Annotated in this window: 15 protein-coding genes; 3 read left to right on the forward strand and 12 right to left on the reverse strand. The window is 59.1% G+C overall.

The genetic code is table 11. From position 1 onward, the window contains the following. Positions 1-361: 361 nt before the first annotated feature. The 5 genes from Q319_RS27300 to Q319_RS0116710 all read right to left on the reverse strand — a co-directional run bounded on the left by Q319_RS27300 (position 362) and on the right by Q319_RS0116710 (position 5,235). On the reverse strand, positions 362-1,204 hold the full coding sequence (locus tag Q319_RS27300) for a hypothetical protein (protein WP_156039409.1): 843 nt from the start codon (positions 1,202-1,204) through the stop codon (positions 362-364). 311 nt (positions 1,205-1,515) lie between these two features. Continuing rightward, positions 1,516-1,704, reverse strand: a complete 189-nt coding sequence (locus Q319_RS0116695) for a hypothetical protein (RefSeq protein ID WP_029483601.1) — start codon at positions 1,702-1,704, stop codon at positions 1,516-1,518. Further along, on the reverse strand, positions 1,697-4,216 hold the full coding sequence (locus Q319_RS0116700; protein WP_051655493.1) for a DUF262 and DUF1524 domain-containing protein: 2,520 nt from the start codon (positions 4,214-4,216) through the stop codon (positions 1,697-1,699). The genes Q319_RS0116695 and Q319_RS0116700 overlap by 8 nt, the downstream gene beginning before the upstream one ends. Beyond that, a complete protein-coding gene (locus Q319_RS0116705; RefSeq protein WP_029483603.1) occupies positions 4,216-4,449 on the reverse strand; it encodes a hypothetical protein in 234 nt (77 codons plus the stop codon). The genes Q319_RS0116700 and Q319_RS0116705 overlap by 1 nt, the downstream gene beginning before the upstream one ends. 462 nt (positions 4,450-4,911) lie before the next feature. Beyond that, entirely contained in the window at positions 4,912-5,235 is a 324-nt protein-coding gene (locus tag Q319_RS0116710) for an HNH endonuclease (protein ID WP_029483604.1), read from the reverse strand. A gap of 68 nt (positions 5,236-5,303) precedes the next feature. Between Q319_RS0116710 and Q319_RS0116715 the strand changes: the two genes are divergently transcribed. Beyond that, on the forward strand, positions 5,304-5,861 hold the full coding sequence (locus Q319_RS0116715; RefSeq protein ID WP_081846111.1) for a ParA family protein: 558 nt from the start codon (positions 5,304-5,306) through the stop codon (positions 5,859-5,861). Continuing rightward, positions 5,858-6,181, forward strand: a complete 324-nt coding sequence (locus Q319_RS25700) for a hypothetical protein (protein WP_051655494.1) — start codon at positions 5,858-5,860, stop codon at positions 6,179-6,181. The genes Q319_RS0116715 and Q319_RS25700 overlap by 4 nt, the downstream gene beginning before the upstream one ends. A gap of 103 nt (positions 6,182-6,284) precedes the next feature. Here the strand turns inward: Q319_RS25700 and Q319_RS0116725 are convergent, their stop codons facing one another. The 7 genes from Q319_RS0116725 to Q319_RS0116755 all read right to left on the reverse strand — a co-directional run bounded on the left by Q319_RS0116725 (position 6,285) and on the right by Q319_RS0116755 (position 19,848). Beyond that, positions 6,285-8,282, reverse strand: a complete 1,998-nt coding sequence (locus Q319_RS0116725) for a TerD family protein (RefSeq protein WP_156039410.1) — start codon at positions 8,280-8,282, stop codon at positions 6,285-6,287. Positions 8,283-8,704: 422 nt separating this feature from the next. Then, on the reverse strand, positions 8,705-8,962 hold the full coding sequence (locus Q319_RS0116730; RefSeq protein WP_029483608.1) for a DUF7669 domain-containing protein: 258 nt from the start codon (positions 8,960-8,962) through the stop codon (positions 8,705-8,707). Positions 8,963-8,973: 11 nt separating this feature from the next. Next, positions 8,974-9,342 carry a hypothetical protein gene (locus Q319_RS0116735; RefSeq protein ID WP_029483609.1) on the reverse strand — a complete coding sequence of 123 codons (369 nt, stop codon included), beginning with the start codon at positions 9,340-9,342 and terminating at the stop codon, positions 8,974-8,976. A 93-nt stretch (positions 9,343-9,435) separates the two neighbouring features. Beyond that, entirely contained in the window at positions 9,436-11,976 is a 2,541-nt protein-coding gene (locus tag Q319_RS0116740) for a GIY-YIG nuclease family protein (protein ID WP_029483610.1), read from the reverse strand. After that, complete coding sequence (locus Q319_RS0116745) at positions 11,969-13,549, reverse strand: Eco57I restriction-modification methylase domain-containing protein (RefSeq protein ID WP_029483611.1); 1,581 nt, start codon at positions 13,547-13,549, stop codon at positions 11,969-11,971. The genes Q319_RS0116740 and Q319_RS0116745 overlap by 8 nt, the downstream gene beginning before the upstream one ends. Further along, positions 13,546-14,199, reverse strand: coding sequence for an N-6 DNA methylase (locus Q319_RS0116750; RefSeq protein WP_034415550.1), 654 nt, complete (start codon positions 14,197-14,199; stop codon positions 13,546-13,548). Before Q319_RS0116750 ends, Q319_RS0116745 begins: the two co-directional genes overlap by 4 nt. 495 nt (positions 14,200-14,694) lie before the next feature. Further along, positions 14,695-19,848: an AAA domain-containing protein gene (locus tag Q319_RS0116755; RefSeq protein WP_029483613.1), complete on the reverse strand. Its 5,154-nt coding sequence runs from the start codon at positions 19,846-19,848 to the stop codon at positions 14,695-14,697. Positions 19,849-20,130: 282 nt separating this feature from the next. Between Q319_RS0116755 and Q319_RS0116760 the strand changes: the two genes are divergently transcribed. Beyond that, positions 20,131-20,691: a hypothetical protein gene (locus tag Q319_RS0116760; protein WP_156039411.1), complete on the forward strand. Its 561-nt coding sequence runs from the start codon at positions 20,131-20,133 to the stop codon at positions 20,689-20,691. The last annotated feature ends 156 nt before the right edge of the window (positions 20,692-20,847 follow it).

Consider the following 20,847-nt stretch of genomic DNA (forward strand, 5'->3'; position numbering starts at 1 on the left):
AAGGGCGAGTCCTACCGCCTGCGTGAGAAGCGGAAATCGGGCCTGTTTCCCAGCTCGCTGATCGGAATGAGCGAGACCAATCAGGAGGTGAAACGGCGTTGAACGGACGTGAGGTGGTCAAATTTAAGTCGCCGAAACTGGTCAGTTTTAGGGTGCCATTGACACCAATAGGTGGCGATGAAACTGCGCGCACCTTAGCTCATGTGATCTGACTTCCAATAGCGGATTACTGTTTCAATGCGATTCCGTTGATAAAGTCGGCAACTCCCTGAAAGGAGCTGACTGCACGAGTGCCCCCGACGGTCTCATTGAGGATTTCACTGAGGGATTCTAGATTCCACAATTGACAGATAAATGAGTACTATTGTCCCGAAACACAGCCATTGGGCATTTCGTCTCCATTTGTACTGTTAAAGTTCCGAGTTTCAACAGAAACGCTTGAGGCACTTAGGCCTGGCAATGCCCAGGTTGGTGGGCCACCGCAACAGCCAGTAGAAGGCATGCCCAGTCGCTTGAAATATGCATCGAAGCTGGCATACGATCTGTTGTCAAGGAGCTGTATCGCTATCAGCGGTTTCGTATTTGCAGGACATTGATCCCGTCTAGCACTGAGAGGGCCACCCATGTCACGCATAAACCGATCTGCTATAGCACGAGCATTTTTCGGTTCGACACGGTTAATCAGGAGGCGGAGCCTAGCCTCATGGGCTGGCTGTGCAATATACAAAGTGTACCAGGCCCCATTGCCAGTCTTGCCGCCAAAAACAGCATTGGATTGGGTTATGCGTGTCACCTTGTCTGGATCGAGACCGATGGACTGATCCCAGTTTTGCGAGGTAGCTTTGAGCCATGACTGCGGGAGTGAAGTGCTCGCAACCTTCTGTGCCAAACGGTTGAACTGCGCGAGTGAAGGAGTGCGTGGCATTTCACCGTGAGGCCTACCCATCCAGCCCACCATGGCTACCCGTCCATTGACAAGATAAGTGAATGCTCCTTGGTCGAGCGCGCCAAGATAAATGATATCGACATCAATTTTCGCGATGACGGCCGTATCGCAGCTGAGCTCGGCACAGATACCAGTGGAGCGTAGTGCTGTAGCAGCTCCCTGTGTAAGGTCGATTCGTTGACCAAGCACAGGAGCGGCCTGTGCCGTACCGAGCAGCATTGAGAAACCCAGCACAATCTGCGCCATGTTTTTAAGCATGGAATATTGTAACAGATACACATTTTGGGGGCTGACTAGCATTGGATTCCGTTAGTAAAGTCGGTAGTTCCGTAAAAGTCTGCAAAACGGGGCATGTTGCGCTCGAAATCCCTCGGTAAAATCCCTGGCGGGACTGCCCAGAGCGCTCGTGCGGCCTTCTCCAGGAACGCAGAAATCCCGTCCCAGCGTGTATTTTTCTGCCTGCCCAAGGATGTCTAGGATCTGCTGCTCGGTGTACCGTTTTCCCTTCATACGTCTCCCAACGTGCCAGTGAATTTGCAGTTGGGTTGGCACCGGAAACGGGGAGAGGGTCACGGGTTCAGATGGGTCAGGGCGGAGCGCAGCTCACGGATGAGAATCACTTCTCGTTCGCTCTCGCGGCCCAGCGTGCCTGCCGCCCCCAGCACCTCGTGGGTCGCGTCGAGAATCTGCCAGCTCAGCTTGTGCAGGATGGCAAGGCAGGTCTTCTCAACAAGGCGAGCCTCGCTGTACTCACGCATCCGAAGCGGACCCCATCAGTGCTGAGGTACCGGGGCTGCCCACATTTACTCGCTGAGCAAGGTAAGCCGCTTCAATGGCGGGCCAGGCTACGTCGAGGTCAGCTTTGGTTTTGAGGAGCATGCGCCACCAGCCCTTCCACCGTGTGGACGCCCACTGGCTGGTGTCTCCGGCGGGCCGTTCCTTGTCTCCAGTCAGAACTCGAATAAGCAGGCCTCTGGCCTGCACGTCCAGTTCACAGAAGGCCTGCTGGTCACGAAAGGAGAGGTACGCCTTGTTGCGCTTGAGAGTCACGCCAGGACTCAACGCCAGCACTCGCGCTTCCAACGCTGTGTAAACTTCAGCCAATGATGCTGGGAGATTGGCAAGAGCTGCATCAATGCCCTTTTGCCGTGTCAGTTGATAAGCCAGCGCCTGCTGCGCGAGGTCAAGCAAAGCAGGGACATCAAGCAGTGAGCGAACCGTCACTTCCACTTCACCGTTCCCGACGTGCCCGATCTTCGAAACGTCGCGTACCAGTTCCTGTGGGTCATTGATGGCGCTGTAGGGCATGTTCAGCCAGCACTTCACCGCGTTCAGATCAGATTGCGGAAGGGCATCACAGAAATTCGTGCCCACCTTGTAGGCGATGTATGCAGCGGTTGCTTGCTCCTGCACGTCCGGTGACAGAGCGACAAGTCCCTCTCTTACTTCCTCAAACAGTTCGCGCAGCGTTGGGGAAGCGGAATGTAAGAAGTCGTCGACACTTCTCGAGGAGCGTTCGGCCTGACGGGATGCCAGGCGTTCGACCAGCACAGTGGTGGGCTGAACAGAAGGCCAGACCAATACGGCAAGGTCGGCCAGTGCACTGGCACGCTTCACGAGTTCGGTCTCGTTCCAGATTTCGAGATCGGATAGGGCCTTATTCAGCCGCAGATGACTGTCACGGAAGCCGCCCTTCATGTCGCGCTTGTCCGCGAAGGGCTTGTCGCTCAGTTCGCTGTTGTAGCCGGTCAGGGTCAGATTACCGAGGGTGTGCAGGTACCGGTCCTGTACCGCCTGCCAGTCTTCCCCCATCATCTTCTGCCACTCCGGGCTGAGTTTCTTGTTCTGTGGCAGGACGTGCTCGATGGTGAAGGTCGAGAGATCAGAGAAGGCTTCTTTATGGTCGTGGTTCTCCAGCTTGCCCAGGGTGTAGCGCGACCAACTGCGAGCCGAGTAGAGGTCGCGCGTGGTGAGTCCCGCTTTGAACTCCTCATCCTGCGGGAAGCGGCGTGTGCCGGGGAGCTGATACAGGAAGTCGCGTAGCGTTCCCAGGTAGTCTTCGCCTTTACTCAGCTGCGGCAACACCGAGGGAAAAACCTTATTCAGCCCCTGCGAAGGCACACCCGCCGCCCAGCGCCTGAACAGATAGGACTCCACCAAGCGCAGCACGCCCAGCAATTCCGTCTGCTTCAGCGAACCGTCCTTCCAGGTCTCGTAGGCGTGCAGCCCCAGGGGCAACCATACGTCCAGCTCCATCCCGTGCAGGTCGGTCAGGGCGCGGCGCACTTCCGGGTTCTCCTCGTGTTCCGGGTGGGTCAGCACTGAGTAGAAGCCAGCAGCACGGTGCATGTCGCGTACCACACTGCTCATCGAGGCGGCCAATCCTTTATCAGAAACATGCTTCTTGAAGGCGGCATAAACCCTCTTCAGCGGCGGCTGTGCGGCCATTTCACCGCGCACCGTGAGGTAGTCACGCATGAAGAAGTCAAAGGCATTGTCTTCTTTGCCCGGCCCGATGAACAGGCGCTCCATCGGGTGCCAGTAGTGGTCGTAGAGCGCATCCTGGTCAGGGCCTTCCAGACTCATCAGCACGTAATTGCGGGTCAGGTCGGCCTGGGTCAGGTCCAGACCCGTGCTGTTGAGACTCTCGAAAATCAGTTGCGCGTTGTCCTGCGGCTTTGAGAGGCTGATGTCGACTACCACCAGTCGCCGCAAAGCCCGCACAATGCTGGCCAGGTCTCTACGCGGTTCCCTCAACTCCTCCAGAAAGAAGGTGCGGTTCTGCATCACCCGCTCTGACGCCTGTGAGGGCAGCGGCACCTTATCCGGCTCCAGCGCATGCATCAGGGTCTGGCGGTCAGAGCGGGTGAGCATCAACTTGAAGCGTCCGTCTCCCTTACCGCGCACATTCAGATACAGGTCCTCGATCTCGTCAGCGTCCACTCCAGTCACTGCCTGCCCTGCCGCCTCCAGCTCGCGCAGCACCTGCACCAATGCTGAGAGCAGAAGCGTGAGGGTAGTCAGCCGCTGCTGCCCGTCGATGACCTGGAAAGCTCCGCCATTTGCAGCGCTGCCCGCATCCTGCACGTACACCACCGAACCCATGAAGTGCGTCCGGGTGAGGTCACTCAGCTCGGCCAGCTCTTCAATGTCCTGCCAGAGCTGGCCGCACTGTTCCAGCCGCCACGAGTAGGGCCGCTGGTAGTGCGGCACCACGAACTGTTTCTTACCGTTGAGAAGAGTCAGTACCGGATTCACGAACGCCTGCATTACGCCACCGCCTCCTGGGTTTGATCTGTCACTTCCACAGGCTCCAGCCCCAGCCCGCGCACTCTCGCACCCAGCCGACTCTCGGCCTGCACAAAACGGTAATCGCCGTGGGCCAGGAAGATCAGGCCTAGGATTGGAGTGCTGTATTCCTGACTGCGGAGCTTGCTGTTGGCACGCAGGCTGTCGGGGGCGGCACACAATCGGCGTTCGATCTGGGTGGTGTTGGCTGGCATCAGGCTGTCTCCTTGGTGGATAGGTGTGTTGCAGAATACGTGTTGTGGTCTCAGTTGCCCTTGTTAGGGTCGCCCCAAGACTCGTGTGCCTACCACGCTAAGTGGAAGAGGAAAACCAAATTTCTCGTCTTCAGCCAACCCTGCACTGGGAACGCCGCTTCCTGAGCTGCCCGTATCCCAGTTAAGCTCTACTTCAACCGGGACAGCATCAACGTCCCCGCTCTCTATGGAGCTTGAGAGGTAAGCTCGCACGGCCTTGCGAGTCGTTCTCATCCTGACCTATAAGCATGCGTGGCTGTCCAGCCGTCATTTGATGGACAGTCATACAGCACGCTGGACAGCACTCAATAGGCAGAGAGATAGCCTTCCTGTCTTGGCAGTTGAAGGTTCTTCAGCCTTGGCGGCAGAGTGGTAGGGAGAAGGGAGAGATCTTTGTACCATTGCCGATCGGCGGTTTCTCCCCTACTTTTCGTTCGTCACGATCTGAGCAAACAGCGTACCCGCCCTCTCCCCTCCCCGCAGCGCACTCAGCAGCTCGGGAAACAGCGGGGATTGTCCTCGTCTCTCCCTGCGCAATAGATGTTCCAGATGGGCGTGAAGGCGCTGGCTGGGCAGCACCAGCAGGTTATCTGGAGCGTTGTTCAGGGAATTGCCATCGCGGTGGTGGACCACCTCTCCAGGCAGCAGGGGACGCCCCAGGGCCTGCGCGGCCAGATATCGGTGCAGCGGCAACATGCGCCCCGTGCGGGTATCCCGGACTTTGCGGTACGTCTTCCCTATGCCCATCTCACCCACCCCCTCACTGATATGCAAGCATTCTATCTTTCTTTCTATCTTTCTTGTAAGCTTACAACATGGTAGAAGTTGTTTCAGTCCTTTCCCGCAAGGGAGGGGTGGGCAAGACGGTGACCGCGATCTATACGGCGGCCCTGCTCCAGCAGCAGGGGCGTGATGTGGCTGTCCTCGACAAGGACCCTGAAGGGAGTGCAGGGGCCTGGGCACGGGCGGCGGGCGACCTGCCCTTCCCGGTCTATCCCGAAAACAAGAGCGCACAGGCCATGCGGCATGACTGGGTGGTGGTGGACACGCCACCCAACGATCCGCGTGCCCTCGGGGATGCAGCGCGGATCGCCGGGCGCGTGATTGTGGTGGCCAAATGCAATGCGCTTGAGGCCGACCGCCTGATTCCCACGCTGGATGCGCTGGCCGCCTCCGGCTTTGCCGGACGCTGGGGCATTCTCCTGACGCAGGCACGAGGCGGCCTGGGGCGCGAGATGCAGGTTGCCCTGGAAGAAGAGGATCTCCCAGTCTTTGGCGTGATTCCCCACTTGGTGAAATACGAGCGAGCGTTCGGTACGCTACCGGAAGATCTGAGTGACTATCGTGCAGTACTGGCAGAGGTGTTGACATGACCGGGAGCAAGAAGAAGGGCCTGAGCATCGGGGCCGCCATGAAACAGCGCATGGACTCACAGGAGCAGCGCTCTGCTCCTGAAATGGAAGAGGTGCAGTCTGGACTGAACAATGCTTTGAAACAGGCAGTGGAGATGCCCATCCTCCAGCCAACGGGCCCCACTGAGACACAAGTTCTGGAATCTTTCAACACCCGGTTGCCGCGCAGCTTGCACCGCCGCCTCAAGGTGTACACCGCGACTGAGGGTCACAAAATACAAGATGTGGTAGCCCAAGCACTCGATGAATATCTGCAACAATACGAAAAGAAAGAAAGTTAGAAAGCTTTCTTTCTTTTCGTGTCTGAATGAATCAGACGGAAGTGAGCAATCAGGTGATCGACACCACCGTCATCTGATTTAGAGGTTGTAGTCCGGGCTAAGGTCAGGCCATTACGGGTTCTTCCTGCATAAAGGCATGAATTACTGCGCCGGACGAGTCCGTTTGTACCACCAAGGCTAGGGGAGCCTTCCGCTGGCGCTCAATTTCCACCCGGTCCAGTTGCAACTCCTCAACCCCATTGCGGAGTCCAGTCAGCATCTGCCGGTGAAGGGCCAGGATGGACATCCAACCCTGTCCCTGAGGATCAGTCTTAAACTCTTCCCGCTTCTGGTTATGCACTTTGCGCTTTCTCTGCACCACCAGACTCGTGACCAGGCCCAATAAGCCGAAGATCAGCCCGTTGGCGATAACATCCTCTGCCAGGATTGGAGCGTTCCTGGCGCGGGCCTCCGCATCGAAACGAGACAGACCCTTCTCGAAGACGTCCGTGGCCCGCTCCAGAGTGTCCAGGGAACGCACGAGATCGTCTTGGTGTAGCGTCACTCGGTCCTCAGCCCAGCCCAAGTGAACTCCCAACTGAAGTGCCTGGATGTTGGCCCACGCTGCGAACAGCGCGGTATTCATGTGCTTTTTGTGCTTTTCCAGACTCAGCTTGGCGTCATCGAGTTTGAACTGATCTTTCTTTTTGAAGACAGCTTCTAGGTTCGCCATTGGCAACTCGTGCTGGGCCATCTGACTCTCAGCCTCTCGAATCAGGCCCAGCACGTCGCCCAAGGCTGCAGTTCGCTCCTCAGGATCAAGAGAACGGCTTTCGAGCAATCTGATGTTCCGCGAGATGCCTTTGAGCCGCGCGATCAGCCGTCCGGCGGCCTGCGCCTCCAAAAATTCCTGAAGACCATCCAGCTTGCGGTCAATGGTCTTCAACTGCTGATTGATGTTGTGTAGGTAATACTGGGCTGTTACGACGGCGGCGATCTGGAAAGCAATTGTGGCAACGTTGGCAACGCGTGCAAGGTGGTTGGGTTTGAAACTTCCAGTCGCCATCAATCGACCGGTATGCGGATCTCTGATCGCTCCAACAATTCCCCCGCCATGCTTGGAACCGGTTTGCAAAAAGGTGCCCCCCTGGGCTAATGCCTGACGCGCCGCTGAGCCAAGTGATAGGTGAAAAGTATTGGCGTTGAGAAGTGTCGGAGCGAGGCCAGCAGCCATTCTGACTGCGCCCTGCACCGCGACGCCTAAGTCAGTCCGCTGGGCCTCTGACAGGGCAAGTCGCTTGCCGTCACGCAGATCGAGTGACTGTGCCTCACGCAGGGCTAGGAGCGTTGTCCCATGGCTATCCTGGACTTCCCAGGTCAATCCAGACGTGCTGGGTGATTCTGAGGCAGATAGCGAATGTGGCTGGCTGCCGCGGACCTCTAGAGCTTGCGGTTCAGGTGCAGTTGGCGGTGCTTTCTGTGGCTCAGCGTGACCTGCTCTGATCAGAACTCCAGAAACGACAGGCTGCTCTGGAGTAGCCAGCGAGAGGGGGGCAAACAGTTTCAAGGTGCTTTCCGCTGCGCCGTGTCGCTGTAGCAATTCGTTCCATCCCCCGTCATACCCCTGCCCAAGGGCTGCCAGCCGCCAGCCCATGACATGCCGATAAATCTTAACCAGAATGACAGTCCGCTCTTGATGAAGTGACGACAAGGGATTGAATGAAAGCCCTTCAGAGTTCAGGGTCCAGCGCAACTCCTTTGCCTGTGAGATGGGGAGAGCGTCATGCCCAACGACGAACATCAGCCGGTGGACGCTGGGCGGCATCCGGTCAAGGTCAACCTCGAACTCCACTCGCCCCGACGAAAATGTGGCCCGCAATGCGCCGTCCAATCCAACAGGCTGCCGTTCCGTAACGATAGAGAATGGACAGGTCTGCCGCTGATCGTCCAGTCCAATCAGCCCTGCTGTGAGGCCAGGCAAATCGAACTCAAGCGCCGCACACAGCGGTTGATTCGTGAGGAGATCAGGCAGAGAACGCCGCTGTCCCGCGATCAGCGAAGACGGCATAACATCCTTCCTGAGGCCACTGCTAAGAAGGGGGGCGTTGTTAGCTTTTTGCAAGGACCGATGCGAGGAGGCACAGTTGTACCTTAAGCAGCGCCCTGTCACCGAATGCTGACCAGCCGCGACTCTGGACCAGGAAGGTTCAACCGTACTCCACAGCGTGGCGCATGGGAAGTCTTCGGATGGCCGCCCTACAAATCCACAGCCTGTCGATTGCAAAAACCTCTGAGACGCTGTGCTTGCTCAGGAGGCGGATGAAAAAAGACTTGGGCGCACATTATCTCGGTGTCGCTGGAGCAAGAGGTTTGGCGCATCCCCATAGTTGTCGACAGGCCGCCATAACCAGTGCTCAACTCTTCGACCTCCACGTACACTTCACAAGTGACGCGGCCCAGCAGCTCGCGCACCTGTGGGCCGCACGCGCAGCGGCAGCGTCGTGACGTGCCGGGGAATGACGCTCACGTCATGACGTGACAGCTCTACAGTCCTTCCGCTGCCCGCCGGCCCGCCACATTGAGTCGGTACGTGTTCCAGGCCACCCGTTCCAGATAGGGGCATGTGGCTGCATCCCGGTCATCGCGCATGTGCGCGGTGATGTGGGTACGGATCGTGCTGGGATTTTTCGCCCATCCAAGCCGTATGGCCTCGTCGAAGAGCTGTTGCGCGCTGAATGTGGCGTGCCCCTGTACATGCAGGTTCGCCGCAGCTTTGGTCACGTGTTCCCAGGCGGTTTTCATGGCGGCCCCGCTCAGCTGGCCGCGTCTGGAATTCCTTCAGGCTCCGGGGGCAGTTTCATCTGCAGGCCCTTCTCCTGAGGATTACCGTGCGCCAGCCAGTCGAAGGCGAAGACTTTTGACTGATCGGTGGCCACCTGTACGGCCTGACCCGTCGAGAAACCGTGTCCGGGGAGCCCAGTGTCTTTCTGCACCACCAGAACGGTCAGGGGAGGAAGGTTCCGGGCACGGCAGTATTCCTGAATGGGATCAAGCACCTTGCCCAGCCCACCAGAGAACATACCGGTGCACTGGCCCAACTGCTGGTACGTGATGGTCTGCCGGTGGCGGGCTGCCCAGGCGAGCACGGCCCAGGCCTGCGCAGCCCGTTCATTGATGTTCATGCTTCAGCCTACAGGATGGCGCGGCAAAATCATGACACTAAGCCTGCTCTGGAAGACAAGCTAATAGACAGGCGCGACAGGTTTTGCCTGGATCTACTCCCTGGCGATCACGGTGTCGAACAGTCCAATTTGCCTGAGCCCTTCGTGGCTTTCGATGCCCGTGTAATTCAGGGAGGCGTCTTCGTAGCGGCGGAAGGCGAACACGGCCTGATTCATGTGCTCGGTGTTGAAAACCTTGAGCCCAACGAGCAGGTGGAAGTCCTGCACAGTCAGACCGGTCACGGTCAGAAAGAGATCGGGTTCCAGCTTGGTGATGACGTCCTGAAGGGTGTTTTCACGGAAGTCGGTCAGGTACATGAAGGCGGGAATCCGCGTGGCGAATTTGATCAGTTTCTCCTGGATCTGCTTTCGCTTGGACTTGTATTCCTTCTCCTCAGCCGACAGCTCCTTCTTCTCTTTGGGGGTGAGGTCCCTGTCTTTGCTTTTCCCCTTGAGGTCCTTGACCTTCTCGCTTTTGTTGATGATGGTCTCGATGACGTTGTCGCCCAGCGCGCGCCAGCCCTCGATACGCTCCACGGCGGCCAGGGCCTCAGGGTTGTTCAGAATGCGCTGCAGAGTGTCGTTGTCGACGTTCACCAGCAGGGCGCTTTCCCATTTGCGGGCGAGCAGGGTGGCGGAGGTGCCGGCCATGGCGATGTCGAGGATGCCGCCGGCGTCGATCTGGGTCATGTTGGCCCCGTCGTAGGCCAGCACGGGAAGAAAGGAAACCAGCTCGCGGACGGCGTCTTCGGGGTTGGATTCCCCCGGGGAAAGGCCGATGCCGTACTCGGCAAGCTGTCTGAGCGCGCGCGTGGGCGCAAAGTCAAAGACAAAACAGACGGGCTTGAGAATTTCCTCTTCGTTCGGGTTGTCGCCGTTCGGGTTCTTGATGGACCACGGTGACTGAACCCGGAAAGCAGCCTGGAAGTAGGTTGCTGGCGATTTCAGGTTCTGCAGCATCAGGATTGACGACCACTGCCTGACGGTGACGCCGGTGGTCAGCTTGCCGCACGACAGCGTGATGGTCTTGGTGTTGAATCCGCTCTTAATGGCGTCCCGCACAGGTGGCAGCGCCTTGAGGCCGATGCCTGCAGTTGGGCCGGCGGCGACGATGGTGGTGTAATCACGCCAGAACGAGTTGTGCTTCTCGGCGAGCAGATTTGCCATGGCGTGGCAGGCCGCAACGTCAGGCAGGAACCAGAACGAGTGCTGCAGGTAGGGCAGCAGGCGCACGTCCGAGTAGGGAAATGGGGGACGTGTCGCCGTTTTCAGGTGTTCAACCGCTTGCGGCAGGTACGCGCCACGCAGGATATTCAGCCACTTTTGGACGTCGTCTTTGTGCTCGAATTTTGCCTTGTCCCCGGTGCCCGATGCTTTGAAGAAGGCGTTGAGGTCAAATTCGTCGAATTCGCCTTCGTTGGCAATGGCCACCAACTCGTCGGGCATCTGATAGGTCAGGAGGCGCAACTGCGGCAAGGCCGCGTAGGGATTGCGCTGTTCAGGGTGCGCGGCGGCAAAGGCTTCCTTGGCCCGCTGCTCGTCGGTGTAGGTCCAGTTGAAGATCTGCTCTTCAATAAACTCGCCTGTGGACAGGGCCCGAAAGGGCGTGCCGGACAGGTACAGGTAGGCCCGCGTGGTGATCGGCAGAAACTCGGTCTCCTTGCCGGAGTGCTCACCCAGATCTTCGTTGATCACCCCGAGCCCGGCGGCGTATTCAAGCGTCGTCTCCTTCTGCGCGACGTCTTCGTCCTCGCCCTCGAAGAGTTCTTTTGCCGTTTCGCGCCAGGCGCCGAAGTGATACTCATCGAAGACCACCAGGTCCCAGTTGATGGTGTGGATCCACTCGTTTTTCGGCTTGATGTTGCCGTACTTGTCCTTTCCCAGAAAATCCTGGAAGGAGCCGAAGTAGACCAGCGGGCGTCCCGGGTCTGCGGTTGTGGGGTCCGTCTCTGTGGCCACGGAATGGTACTGCCAGCCGTCGAAGTCGACGTGGCAATTGAGGTCGCTCTGCCAGGCGTCTTGAACAGCGGGCTTGAAGGTGACCACCAGAACCCGCAGGGCACCGAGCTTGCGGGCGAGCTGGTAGGCCGTGAACGTCTTGCCGAAGCGCATCTTGGCGTTCCAGAGGAACCGCGGCGCTGCTTTCGGATCTTCCTCCCAGATGGACTGGAAGTAGTCAAAGGTCTTTTCCACGGCGTCGCGCTGCTCGTCCCGCATTGGAAAGTCTTCGTGGTGGGTGCCGCTCAGGCTGACGCCGCCGCGCAGTTCGGCAAGCACGGTTTTGACGTCGGCCAAGCTACACTGCATCCATTCAAGTTCGGGGTTGCAAAAGCCTTTTGTGCGCAGTGCGGCCCGCACCTGGTGGTCGGTGATAACCGAGCCGTCGTCGCGTTCAGCGGCCTCGTCCAAGACAACCCGGTAATTCTTGATGGCGGCAGTTTTGAGCTGCTCGGCGACACGCCGTTTGACGTCGCGGGTGGTCTGGCCCACCTTGAGTAGACCCGCGTGCGCCGCGTCGTTGATGGTATAGGCGTAGATGCGTGGCCGCCCTGTGGGCTTGGGTGGGAGGATGGCGTCAATGGTGGGCCTAGTCATTGCTACTGTCCATCGGGCGAATCATGGATTCGATGTAGGCCTGCTCCTCAGGGGTGATACCGTACTTTTGATAAAGCATTTCATCAGTCCAAGTGATATTCCAGGTTTGCTGAGGAACCCACGAATATGTTGACCGCAGTGCGTGTTGCGTAATTTTGCGAAGCGATACAAGGAACCGAAAGAACTTGGTTTTTGCATAGCTTTTCAGGCTATTTGCCTCATCTTGATGCGCGAATGCTCCTCCCGTCAAGTATGTCTGAGTGCAAACTGAAGCCGGAGGAGCTACTATTGAAGGCCCAAGAACCAAGGCCGGAACTGCACCACGCTCTCCATATGCCTCAGGTAGGAACACTTTCCATACATCAATTAGTTGCACGTTCTTTTGGATATTGGAGCGAGAAGTGTGTGATATAACACGCCGTCCTTTATCTGTACGATAGAGCATGATCGCCCCATCAAACGGCTTGTCCTTAAACTTGGGGAAATTCGTTGCCAAACCGAAAGGAGTGTCTGCACTGATAATAGCATCCATCGTTGGCTCGTTAAGAGACTGTACCTTTTCAAGAACTTCGAGGGCGCGATGATCTCGAATAAAGACGTCATATGCACCAAGATTTCGTATTATTGTTGACTGTTTTTCTTCGCCTTGATAAAGCGTGTAGTGGGCATCACCTTGATAACCGTGCCTCCAAAGAAAATACCCAACGCCTCCTTCGAAATCTACGCCGGGAAAGGCTGTTGACATTTGCGTGTAATCTACGAGATCGCTGATGTGGCCGTCTGTAAGCATCGTTTTGCGGAATTTATCCATCCCGCGTCCGCCAGCTATCCAGCGAGAAGGAATAACCATGCTGAGATAACGCGGTTCCAATTGCATTGCTTGCTCTACGAAGAGGTGGTAAATCGAGGAGTCATTATTACCACCGCCACCACCTTTCATTTGATAAGGAGGGTTCCCGATAATAACGTCGAACTGCATATCTCCTCCAAATATCTCATTGAGGCGAAATTTAATATTGAGGGTATGAATAAATGCATAAGCATGGGTTTCAAGCCTTACTTCACGGTCGAAAACCTCTTTTGGAGCTCCGCAGTACTTACACTTCTTTCCTTCCCACGTATGTTCCAGTCGCTCGAACCAGATGTTGCCTGCATCGTTCGCAAATGAGCTGGCCACCGAGTGTTCGCCGTCGGCATGTTTTGAGCAGTAGACGCTCCGACGAGCGAGTAGCGCCGTGATCTGTGTGATTCCGATGCCGAAGATCTGTCTGGTCAGGATGTGATCCACCCGAGCGCCCAGGTCAGGGATGGCCTCAGCAAGGCCATCAATGAGGCGACGGGTGATTTCCCGCAGGAACACCCCAGTCTTGGTGCATGGGTCCAGAAAGCGCACGGTGGGATCTGCCCAGATACTGGCGCCGGCATGATCAGCCGCCCAGGCCTCGGCGAGGGTGTCGAGCATCTGGTTGGCAAACTCCGGTGCCGTGAAAACCTCGTCGTTGGAGAGGTTGGCGATGCAGGTCAACACGTCGGGATTCCGTCCCCGAAGGGTGAAACTAACTTTCTGGGTCACGTCTGGGTCTCCTGGAGTTGGGCGTACCTAGCGGCCAGATCTTTCACTGTTTCCGGAGGGTGAGCAGAAATCGGCTTGAAAATTTCATGCTTGGCAAGCCCGGCAAAAAGTGAGCCTTCAGCGCTGAGGCTGGCCATGCCCGTCAGGACGTCAAGCCGGAAGTCGCGTCGTTGGAATTTTCCTTTGCCGAGATACCCCCATTCAACCACGATGATGTGCGTGCCGTCGACGTTTTGCATCTTCATGGCGTCGCCGTGCATCAGATTCAGTGTGGTGACGAAAAATGCGGCCTGGTAGAGGTCGTCCGATTCATTGAGACCGAGATAATCGGCGAAAACCTCGAGCATCCTGCTGCGGCATTCGGCGATGTTGTCCTCAAGTAGTTCGATGCCGTAGCAGCACATCAGGCCCAGCAGGGCGTAGTTCTTCTTTTCAAAGGCAGATTTGCCGAATTTAAGTTCGACGGCGGCGAGTTTGCGCTGAAGCACCGGCACTAGGAAGTTCCCAGATCCACAGGCAGGCTCCAGAAAGCGGGAGTCGATGCGTTCGCTCTCGGCTTTGACCAGATCGAGCATCTGTTCAACCAGCCACGGTGGAGTGAAGACTTCGCCGTGGTCAGCGACGCGTTTTTTGGATTTAATGAGATTCATCAGTATGGAGCCGCCCTTTTGAGCGTGTGTCCGTGAAAATTGTGCGCATCCAGCGTGGACGGCCAGGACTCAACTTTCAGCTTATTTCAGCGTACCTGCCCAGGCGGATAACTGTATTCAACGTCAGGCTATCTCAGTAAAAGCTCCTTCAGGCGGGACTTAACCCGCACCTGATCCCTGGAGAGTAAGCCGCCCCATTGCACGTCGGTCGTCCATGCCCCCAGCAACAGATGCATCCACGCTAACGCGCCGGCACCGGCTACCAGCGCCTCGACTGCGCTGCGCGTCCCCGGCGGCCCGTCATGGTCACCACCAAAAATACCAGCGCACCAAGAACTGGCAGAACGCCACTGATGTGCAGCGCCCAAGGGGCTAGAGAACAGGGCGAGAACGGTGGCCAGCCGGGGCTGGAACAAATCGGTTGCAGAGGCTGCACAGTGCGTCATCGAGGGCGCCACTTAGTCAGCGTGGGCTTTCGCCGTGGGAGATCACCAGTCAAATTAGCCGACTGGGATCAAGCACATCCGATACGGGCGAGGTCTGCTTGAAGAAACCATAGGCCAGGTCCAATACCTCACGGGCGTTCCCGGTCAACCGTTGTGCACCGTAAACAGATAAAACGGCGCGGTAGAGCAGTTCCCGATCTCCACTTTGTAACTCACTCAACTCGCGCATGGCGGCGGCCAGTTCAGACGGCGGCACCTCGACGAACCGGCGTGGTCCAGCTTGTCGCGGCACCACCTCAGCGTCGCCAGGCACGCGCACGATCTTGTCGACCAGGCCTGGCTTTCCCCACTCGTCGGCCAGGATTAGCACGCCTTCGCGCTGGGCGCGGGCCATGGCTTTGTTCAGCAGGCTTTTGGTGCCCGAACCGAAACGTACGCCCGCGGCCTGACAGTAGGTCTGGTACGCCTGTCGACAAGTCATCGGTCCCTCGGCGTCCACAATCTCGTACAGACCGTCCACCACGGCGTCAAGACTGTTGAGGCTTTGGGGATCGGGCAAAGAATGTGGCGTCCAACTGGCGTAAGGCCGCAGCCACGCGGTGTCCAGGACTGACACCATTGGCAGCGCCTCGCTGGCGGTGTCCTCAACTTCGTCCTGAGCAGCCGACTCGGCCCGTTCAGCTGCGTCTGCAGTAGATTTTTCGCCTTCAATGACCTCGGGCGTGGATACTGGAAGCGGCGCGTTTTCCAACGGGGCGTAGTTGCGCGGATCACCCTCAGGAAAAACACCGCGCCGATCAAGGGCAGCCCACAGGCTGTCCAGCGCTGCCTCGGGGTCACGGGTATAGGTGCTGCCGCGCACCCGCCAAAACACCATCCCCGCGCGCTCCAGAGTCTGCTGGCGGGCCAGATCCGCCCTGAACTGATCTGGCCCGTGCCAACGGTCACCATCGCACTCAACCGCCAATCGGCCACGCTGTCCTTCTACCACCAGATCAATGTGGTAGCCGTTCAACTCATGCTGGGGAATAACCCGGTAGCCCCGGTCCACGATGTTGAGGTAGACGTCTAACTCGAACCAACTGTCAAAAGGCTGCGGCGCGGGGTTGTTGCTGCGCCCGCGCCGACCTGCAAGTTCGCGCAGGGTGTTGAGTGCGTCCATGCGCAAGGGCTGCCAACCGCCCAGATCGGGGTTCCGGACGTGCTGGATCAGGGAGACGCGGATGTCCTCAGGATGCAGGTCAGACAGGTCCGCGCTGTGAAACAACCACAGCTGATCGCGCGCGCGGCTGACAGCCACGTTGTAGCGGGGCTGGAAGATGGCGCTGTCTCGGGGCACCTTGGCCAGGCCACCATCACCTGGACTGACGACCATGCTCAGGAAGATCACGTCGCGCTCGTCGCCCTGGAAGCTGTAGGCGTTGCCGCAGACCAGCCGGCGGGCTTCAAGCTCCGCTTCGCTGACCTCGGACAGCAGCAAACTGGCGATTTCCTCAGCTTGTGAGTCGCCCACCAGGCTGATGACTCCAAAGGACTTGCCTGCATAGCGGGGGTTGGCGATGCAGGCTTTGATCTGGTCCACGATGGCGCGCCCCTCGGGCCGGTTGACGGGGTCCCGGCTGACCCTCATGGTGAAGCCGTCCTCGACGTGCCGGGCGACCAGCGGCTGTAACCGGTCTGCTCCGAACTGCCGCAGGGCAAACAGTGGCTGGTTGGAGTAGCTCAGGTCGCTGGAGAACTTGATGATCTCGGGCATGCAGCGGAAGTGCTCGCGCAGACCGACGCGCTTTGGATAGCAGCTCTCTCCAAAGTCGAACAGGCTCGCTTTCGGATGACCGATCACGTGGGGCCTCGGAAAGTCATAGAGGTAGCGCGCCACCAGTGCATCGAGTTGCTCGATGGAGATGCCGACGCCATCTGGCGGGATCTGCTTGTCGTCCCCAACGATGATGATCTTCTTGGCGATGAATGTCAGGAACAGTGCCTCGGGCCCGGCCTGCGACGCCTCGTCGATGATCACCACGTCGAACATGCCCCGCTGAACTGAGAAATTCTCGGCGACCAGGTGAAGCGGCATGATCCACGCGGGGATGGCGGTGCGGGCGATCTCCAACTCCTGCTGGGCGATCTTTATGAACTTCCCAGCATTCTTGCCTGTCCCCTTGCCGATCATCTTTAAGGCCTTCTGCCAGCCCACCAACGCCGTCTGCTCTTCGTGCGTCAGGCGGTCAAGGGTGCTGCGCCAGGCCCTGGCAGCAGCCAGTTCACCCAGGGTGCGGCGCTGGGCCTGCCGACAGGACGCGAGCTTCTCACGCGCTTTGTGTTCGGCTTCGGGATCGGCCAGCAGCGACAAATCCGCGTCAGCGCGCTGCCAGTTCCAGGCCGCGCCCAGTGCGCCTAGCCAGCCATCCCAAGAGGGATCGGTAGCAGACCGGGCCAGTTCGCCAGCCAGAGGCGCACTCGCCGTGCGGAGCTGCGCGTCCAGAGCGTGCCGCTCGGTCCAGAGCGCTTGCCGGACAGCAAGGCGATCGGCACGGCGGTACGCTTCCCCGTATGCAGCAGCGTCTCTGGCCTGGACCGCCTGAACCAGTTGACCGACAACTTCATGGGTCCGGCCCGTCACGCTCAGCCCATCCAGACCTGGAAGAACGACGTCGAGCGCCTCTTGCCGTGTGTAGGCCTCGTGTGTGGCGTCAGCAGCGTGGGTGGCCGCCGCCAGTGCCGCGCGCTCCTCTGGTTCCCACCAGCGGGGTTCAGGGAGGCCCGGTACGGCGCGTACGGCCATCTGCGCAGCGTTCAGGAGCGTGCCGAGTTCGGTAAGGCGAGCCAGCGCCTGGCACTGCTCCCCGAGTTCAGCGACCTGAAGGGGGAGTGGACCGCTTACCGTCACGCCCTGGCTGGCCCACAGTTCGGTCAGTTGCCGCAGCCTGACGCGCAGCCGCAAGACGTCGAGTAGATCCCGTAAAGCGTCAGGCGTGTCGGCAGCCCGGCCTCCTACCCGGACGCTCTCGCGCAGGTACTGCCGGTTCCTTACAGCGGTGGGGCGAATCACGAAGTTGCCCCAGCCGCCGCCCGCTTGCAGATGATCGAACATGGTCTGGGCGTCGTGGCGCAGCGCCTCGGGGTCATGGCCCTCGGTGCCGCTGAGTGAGGCAGCTTCCAGCCATCCAACACGCTGAAGCAGTTCCGGCAGTATCTGCTCGCTGCGCGCCTGAACATCCTGCCAGCGGCCCATCTGCCCGCTGAGCAGAGCGTCCACAGCTCCTGGCAGCCACGGCAACGGACGACGGCACTCAGTCTCCACGCCTGCACCCAGAGCGAGCAATGCCGTGAGCAGGGCGCCGCGCTCTGACGATGTCGCTGCCAGCAGGGCCGGGTAGGCTGCGTCGCCGCGGGCCTGCCCATGAGCGTTGAACTGACGCTTCGCCTCCTGCTCGGCCTGAAGCAGGTGCAGGAAGAAGTCGGGAGAGGGCAGATCAGCCATGTCTGGGCGCAGAAGGGTTAGTTGCCGGGTCTCCTCATCACCTAACTCCCGCCACAAAAAAAGCAGGCGCAGCGCCTGGGCGTCAGTCAGCGGTGCGGCCTGGTCCAGGTCAATGAGACCGTGTAACCAGTCAACGTCCGCTTCCTGGCGCCGGAGCTGCTCGCCGATCTGCTGGCCCGTACCGACGAAGCTGTGCAGGTTGAGCGTCCCGGTCTCTGCTTCACGGATGTGCTGGAGTCGGTCGACCTGCACTTTTTCAGCCTGCTTCGCCTTTTCCAGAGCGCTGTGCAGCGCTTCCTCGTGCCGCTGCTCCTGATCGGGCTGGCGGGAAGTCGAGCGGTGCAGGAGTTCGGCCACCGAGCCTTGTAGCGCGGCCTGAGCCCCTTCCTCGCCGCGCAGATGGGTCACGCACAGCGGCAGCAGTTCGGCCGGGAACTTGTCGCGCAGCACCTTCAGGGCGCGGGCGGTGTGGCTGGTGACGAGCACCTTCTGATCGGTGGCCAACAGGTGGCTGACCAGGTTGACGATGGTGTGTGACTTCCCGGTGCCGGGTGGCCCCTGAACCAGAAGTCCCGGCTCACGTGCAATGCGGTGGATGATTTTCCGCTGCTCATCGTTGGATGGCAGAGGGAAGTACACCGTCTGGTCCATGGTCTGCGGCTCGTTGGGCATACGGCTCTCGTCTGGAGCCTGCCCCATGAAGCGCCGCGTGCTTTCAGGCAGATTGTCCAGCGACACCTGACCAATAAGCTGTTCGTACGCCGCCGTCAGCGAGCGCTCACCGCGTTTGCGCAGGATCAGGGCTGGCGCCCAGTGCACCACAGGATCGCCGCCCACGCCTCTGGGCGGCTTCAAGTCGTCCTCGTAGACTCCCTGGGCGCCGGCGGCGTTGACCCAGGACTCCAGCAGCGGCGGCAGCGACTCACCGCTCCACAGGTCCTCGCCGCCCTCAGCCAGCGCCACCTCGATGGCCTGCTGAAGCTGCGGCGATGCCCGGTCATCCGCATCCAGCATGTCCTGCTCCAACGCGGTGCGCGCGCCGTCTCCAGCGGCGACCACACGCAGCACCCCGCGCAGCACATCGAACTCCAGTGCGGCCCGCGCCGTCAGCAGGTGGCGCCGGACCTCGTCCCCACCTGGTGTCTTCCAGGCCAGATAACCCAGGCCCAGCCGCAACTCGTACGTCTCGCCAAAGGCGCTGAGTTTCTGGTGGAAGTCGTAGAGCTGCGAGTACACCTTCTGGACTGCGCGCGCCCTGACTTCCTCCTGTGCCCAGCGCTGCCAGCGTGCCTCGTAATCCAGCCAGGCCAGTTGGACCGTGGCGTTATCCTCCAGAAACAGCGTCTCCTGGATGCGCTGGGTCTCAAAGTCATCGTCGATCACCTCAGTCTCAACTACCAACTGAGTGCGGATGGTGGGGAGCTGCTGTGGGTTGCCCGGTGATCCGGTCACCCAGGCAAGCAGTTCTTCGGGCAGCGCCGGCGCGGGAACGAAGCGCGGCTTGTGAACGGTCACCCACTCGTCCGTGACTCCGCCGGTGCCGTGCCGGGCGGCGTTGACAATGGCCTGGTCTTCGGGAAGGGCGTGTAGCCACAGCAGGGTATCGCCGTTATTGGTCCGCCGGGGCCTAGACCTGAGCTGCGTGAACTCCTTGAGGTACTGGAAGAAGCGCCGTGCCTGATCAAGCTGGGCCGGGTCTTGCGGTTGGGGGATGCTCATAAACAGACCTCTGCCTGGGACGGGGAAATCGGGGATGACTTGATCTGGCCAGTGTCTCACGGCGGCCGTCAGCGATATGAAGTACTCACCAAAAGGCGTGGGCAACACCCTTCTAGGATGATTGGGCAACATGATGCGGCGTGTCGAATTCGGCTCCGTCGCCTGGAGGCCCGAATCACTGCGCTCCTTGCCCACAGATTTTGGTGGTCTACAGCAAACAGCAGCTTTCCTGACACCGACCTCAACCAGAGCGCCTATCTTCGTCATCCGGGAGCCCACAGCATGCTCTACATTCTCAGGCCGCACTTCGTCTCAAAAAATAATACCTACGTACGCGCGCAACCTGTTGATGGGCCTGTCACTGCCGCACCACATTGGTATGACGCTGTCCCAGTCAGGCTTATTCCAGACCACCCCACGTATCAGCTCAATACGCAAGGCGTTGAAGTGGATCTGGTTCCGACGGGTGACATCATGAGCCTGTACTCGGAAGCCTTGATAGAAGTGCTCACAGCGTTTGACATACGGTTCGAAACGTTTCCCGTGCCGCTGCTGGACCGGGGAGGCACAAGGGCAAGCCAACGCTATGCCCTCTTTCACCTTTTAGAGGTTCAGCAACCAGGAGCGCGGCGTATTCCTGATGCTGAGGGTGTGATGCAACTGCGGCCGATGTCCCAGCGGTTTGCCCCTGATGCTCCCCCGATATTCCGGCCATCTACCCACGCCAATCTGATCTTCGTCACACAGGCTGTCAAAGAAGCGATCGAGACATGTGGTCTGACCGGTTGCGCCTTCGAAGCCGTGGATGATCACTTCGCACCCCGAGTCTTCAATCCGCGCTGATGCCTCATCTACCATTCGGAAATACCAGCGATGAATCAGTGGTTGTCTGGCTGTTACAGCGCTTGAACGCTCCCATGAGCCCTGTAACATACTTCCATGACCACCCCCGCCGTCGCCTACTACCGGGTCAGTACTGCCAAACAAGGTCAAAGCGGC

This window comes from Deinococcus marmoris DSM 12784 (assembly GCF_000701405.1).
Lineage (GTDB): Bacteria > Deinococcota > Deinococci > Deinococcales > Deinococcaceae > Deinococcus > Deinococcus marmoris.

Coding starts and splice junctions, on each gene's coding strand:
- Q319_RS0116710 (WP_029483604.1), bottom strand. CDS start 5,235: ATGGGCATAGGGAAGACGTACCGCAAAGTCCGGGATACCCGCACGGGG.
- Q319_RS0116750 (WP_034415550.1), bottom strand. CDS start 14,199: ATGAATCTCATTAAATCCAAAAAACGCGTCGCTGACCACGGCGAAGTC.
- Q319_RS0116705 (WP_029483603.1), bottom strand. CDS start 4,449: ATGCCAGCCAACACCACCCAGATCGAACGCCGATTGTGTGCCGCCCCC.
- Q319_RS27300 (WP_156039409.1), bottom strand. CDS start 1,204: ATGCTTAAAAACATGGCGCAGATTGTGCTGGGTTTCTCAATGCTGCTC.
- Q319_RS25700 (WP_051655494.1), top strand. CDS start 5,858: ATGACCGGGAGCAAGAAGAAGGGCCTGAGCATCGGGGCCGCCATGAAA.
- Q319_RS0116760 (WP_156039411.1), top strand. CDS start 20,131: ATGCTCTACATTCTCAGGCCGCACTTCGTCTCAAAAAATAATACCTAC.
- Q319_RS0116735 (WP_029483609.1), bottom strand. CDS start 9,342: ATGAACATCAATGAACGGGCTGCGCAGGCCTGGGCCGTGCTCGCCTGG.
- Q319_RS0116730 (WP_029483608.1), bottom strand. CDS start 8,962: ATGAAAACCGCCTGGGAACACGTGACCAAAGCTGCGGCGAACCTGCAT.
- Q319_RS0116695 (WP_029483601.1), bottom strand. CDS start 1,704: ATGCGTGAGTACAGCGAGGCTCGCCTTGTTGAGAAGACCTGCCTTGCC.
- Q319_RS0116715 (WP_081846111.1), top strand. CDS start 5,304: ATGGTAGAAGTTGTTTCAGTCCTTTCCCGCAAGGGAGGGGTGGGCAAG.
- Q319_RS0116740 (WP_029483610.1), bottom strand. CDS start 11,976: ATGACTAGGCCCACCATTGACGCCATCCTCCCACCCAAGCCCACAGGG.
- Q319_RS0116755 (WP_029483613.1), bottom strand. CDS start 19,848: ATGAGCATCCCCCAACCGCAAGACCCGGCCCAGCTTGATCAGGCACGG.
- Q319_RS0116700 (WP_051655493.1), bottom strand. CDS start 4,216: ATGCAGGCGTTCGTGAATCCGGTACTGACTCTTCTCAACGGTAAGAAA.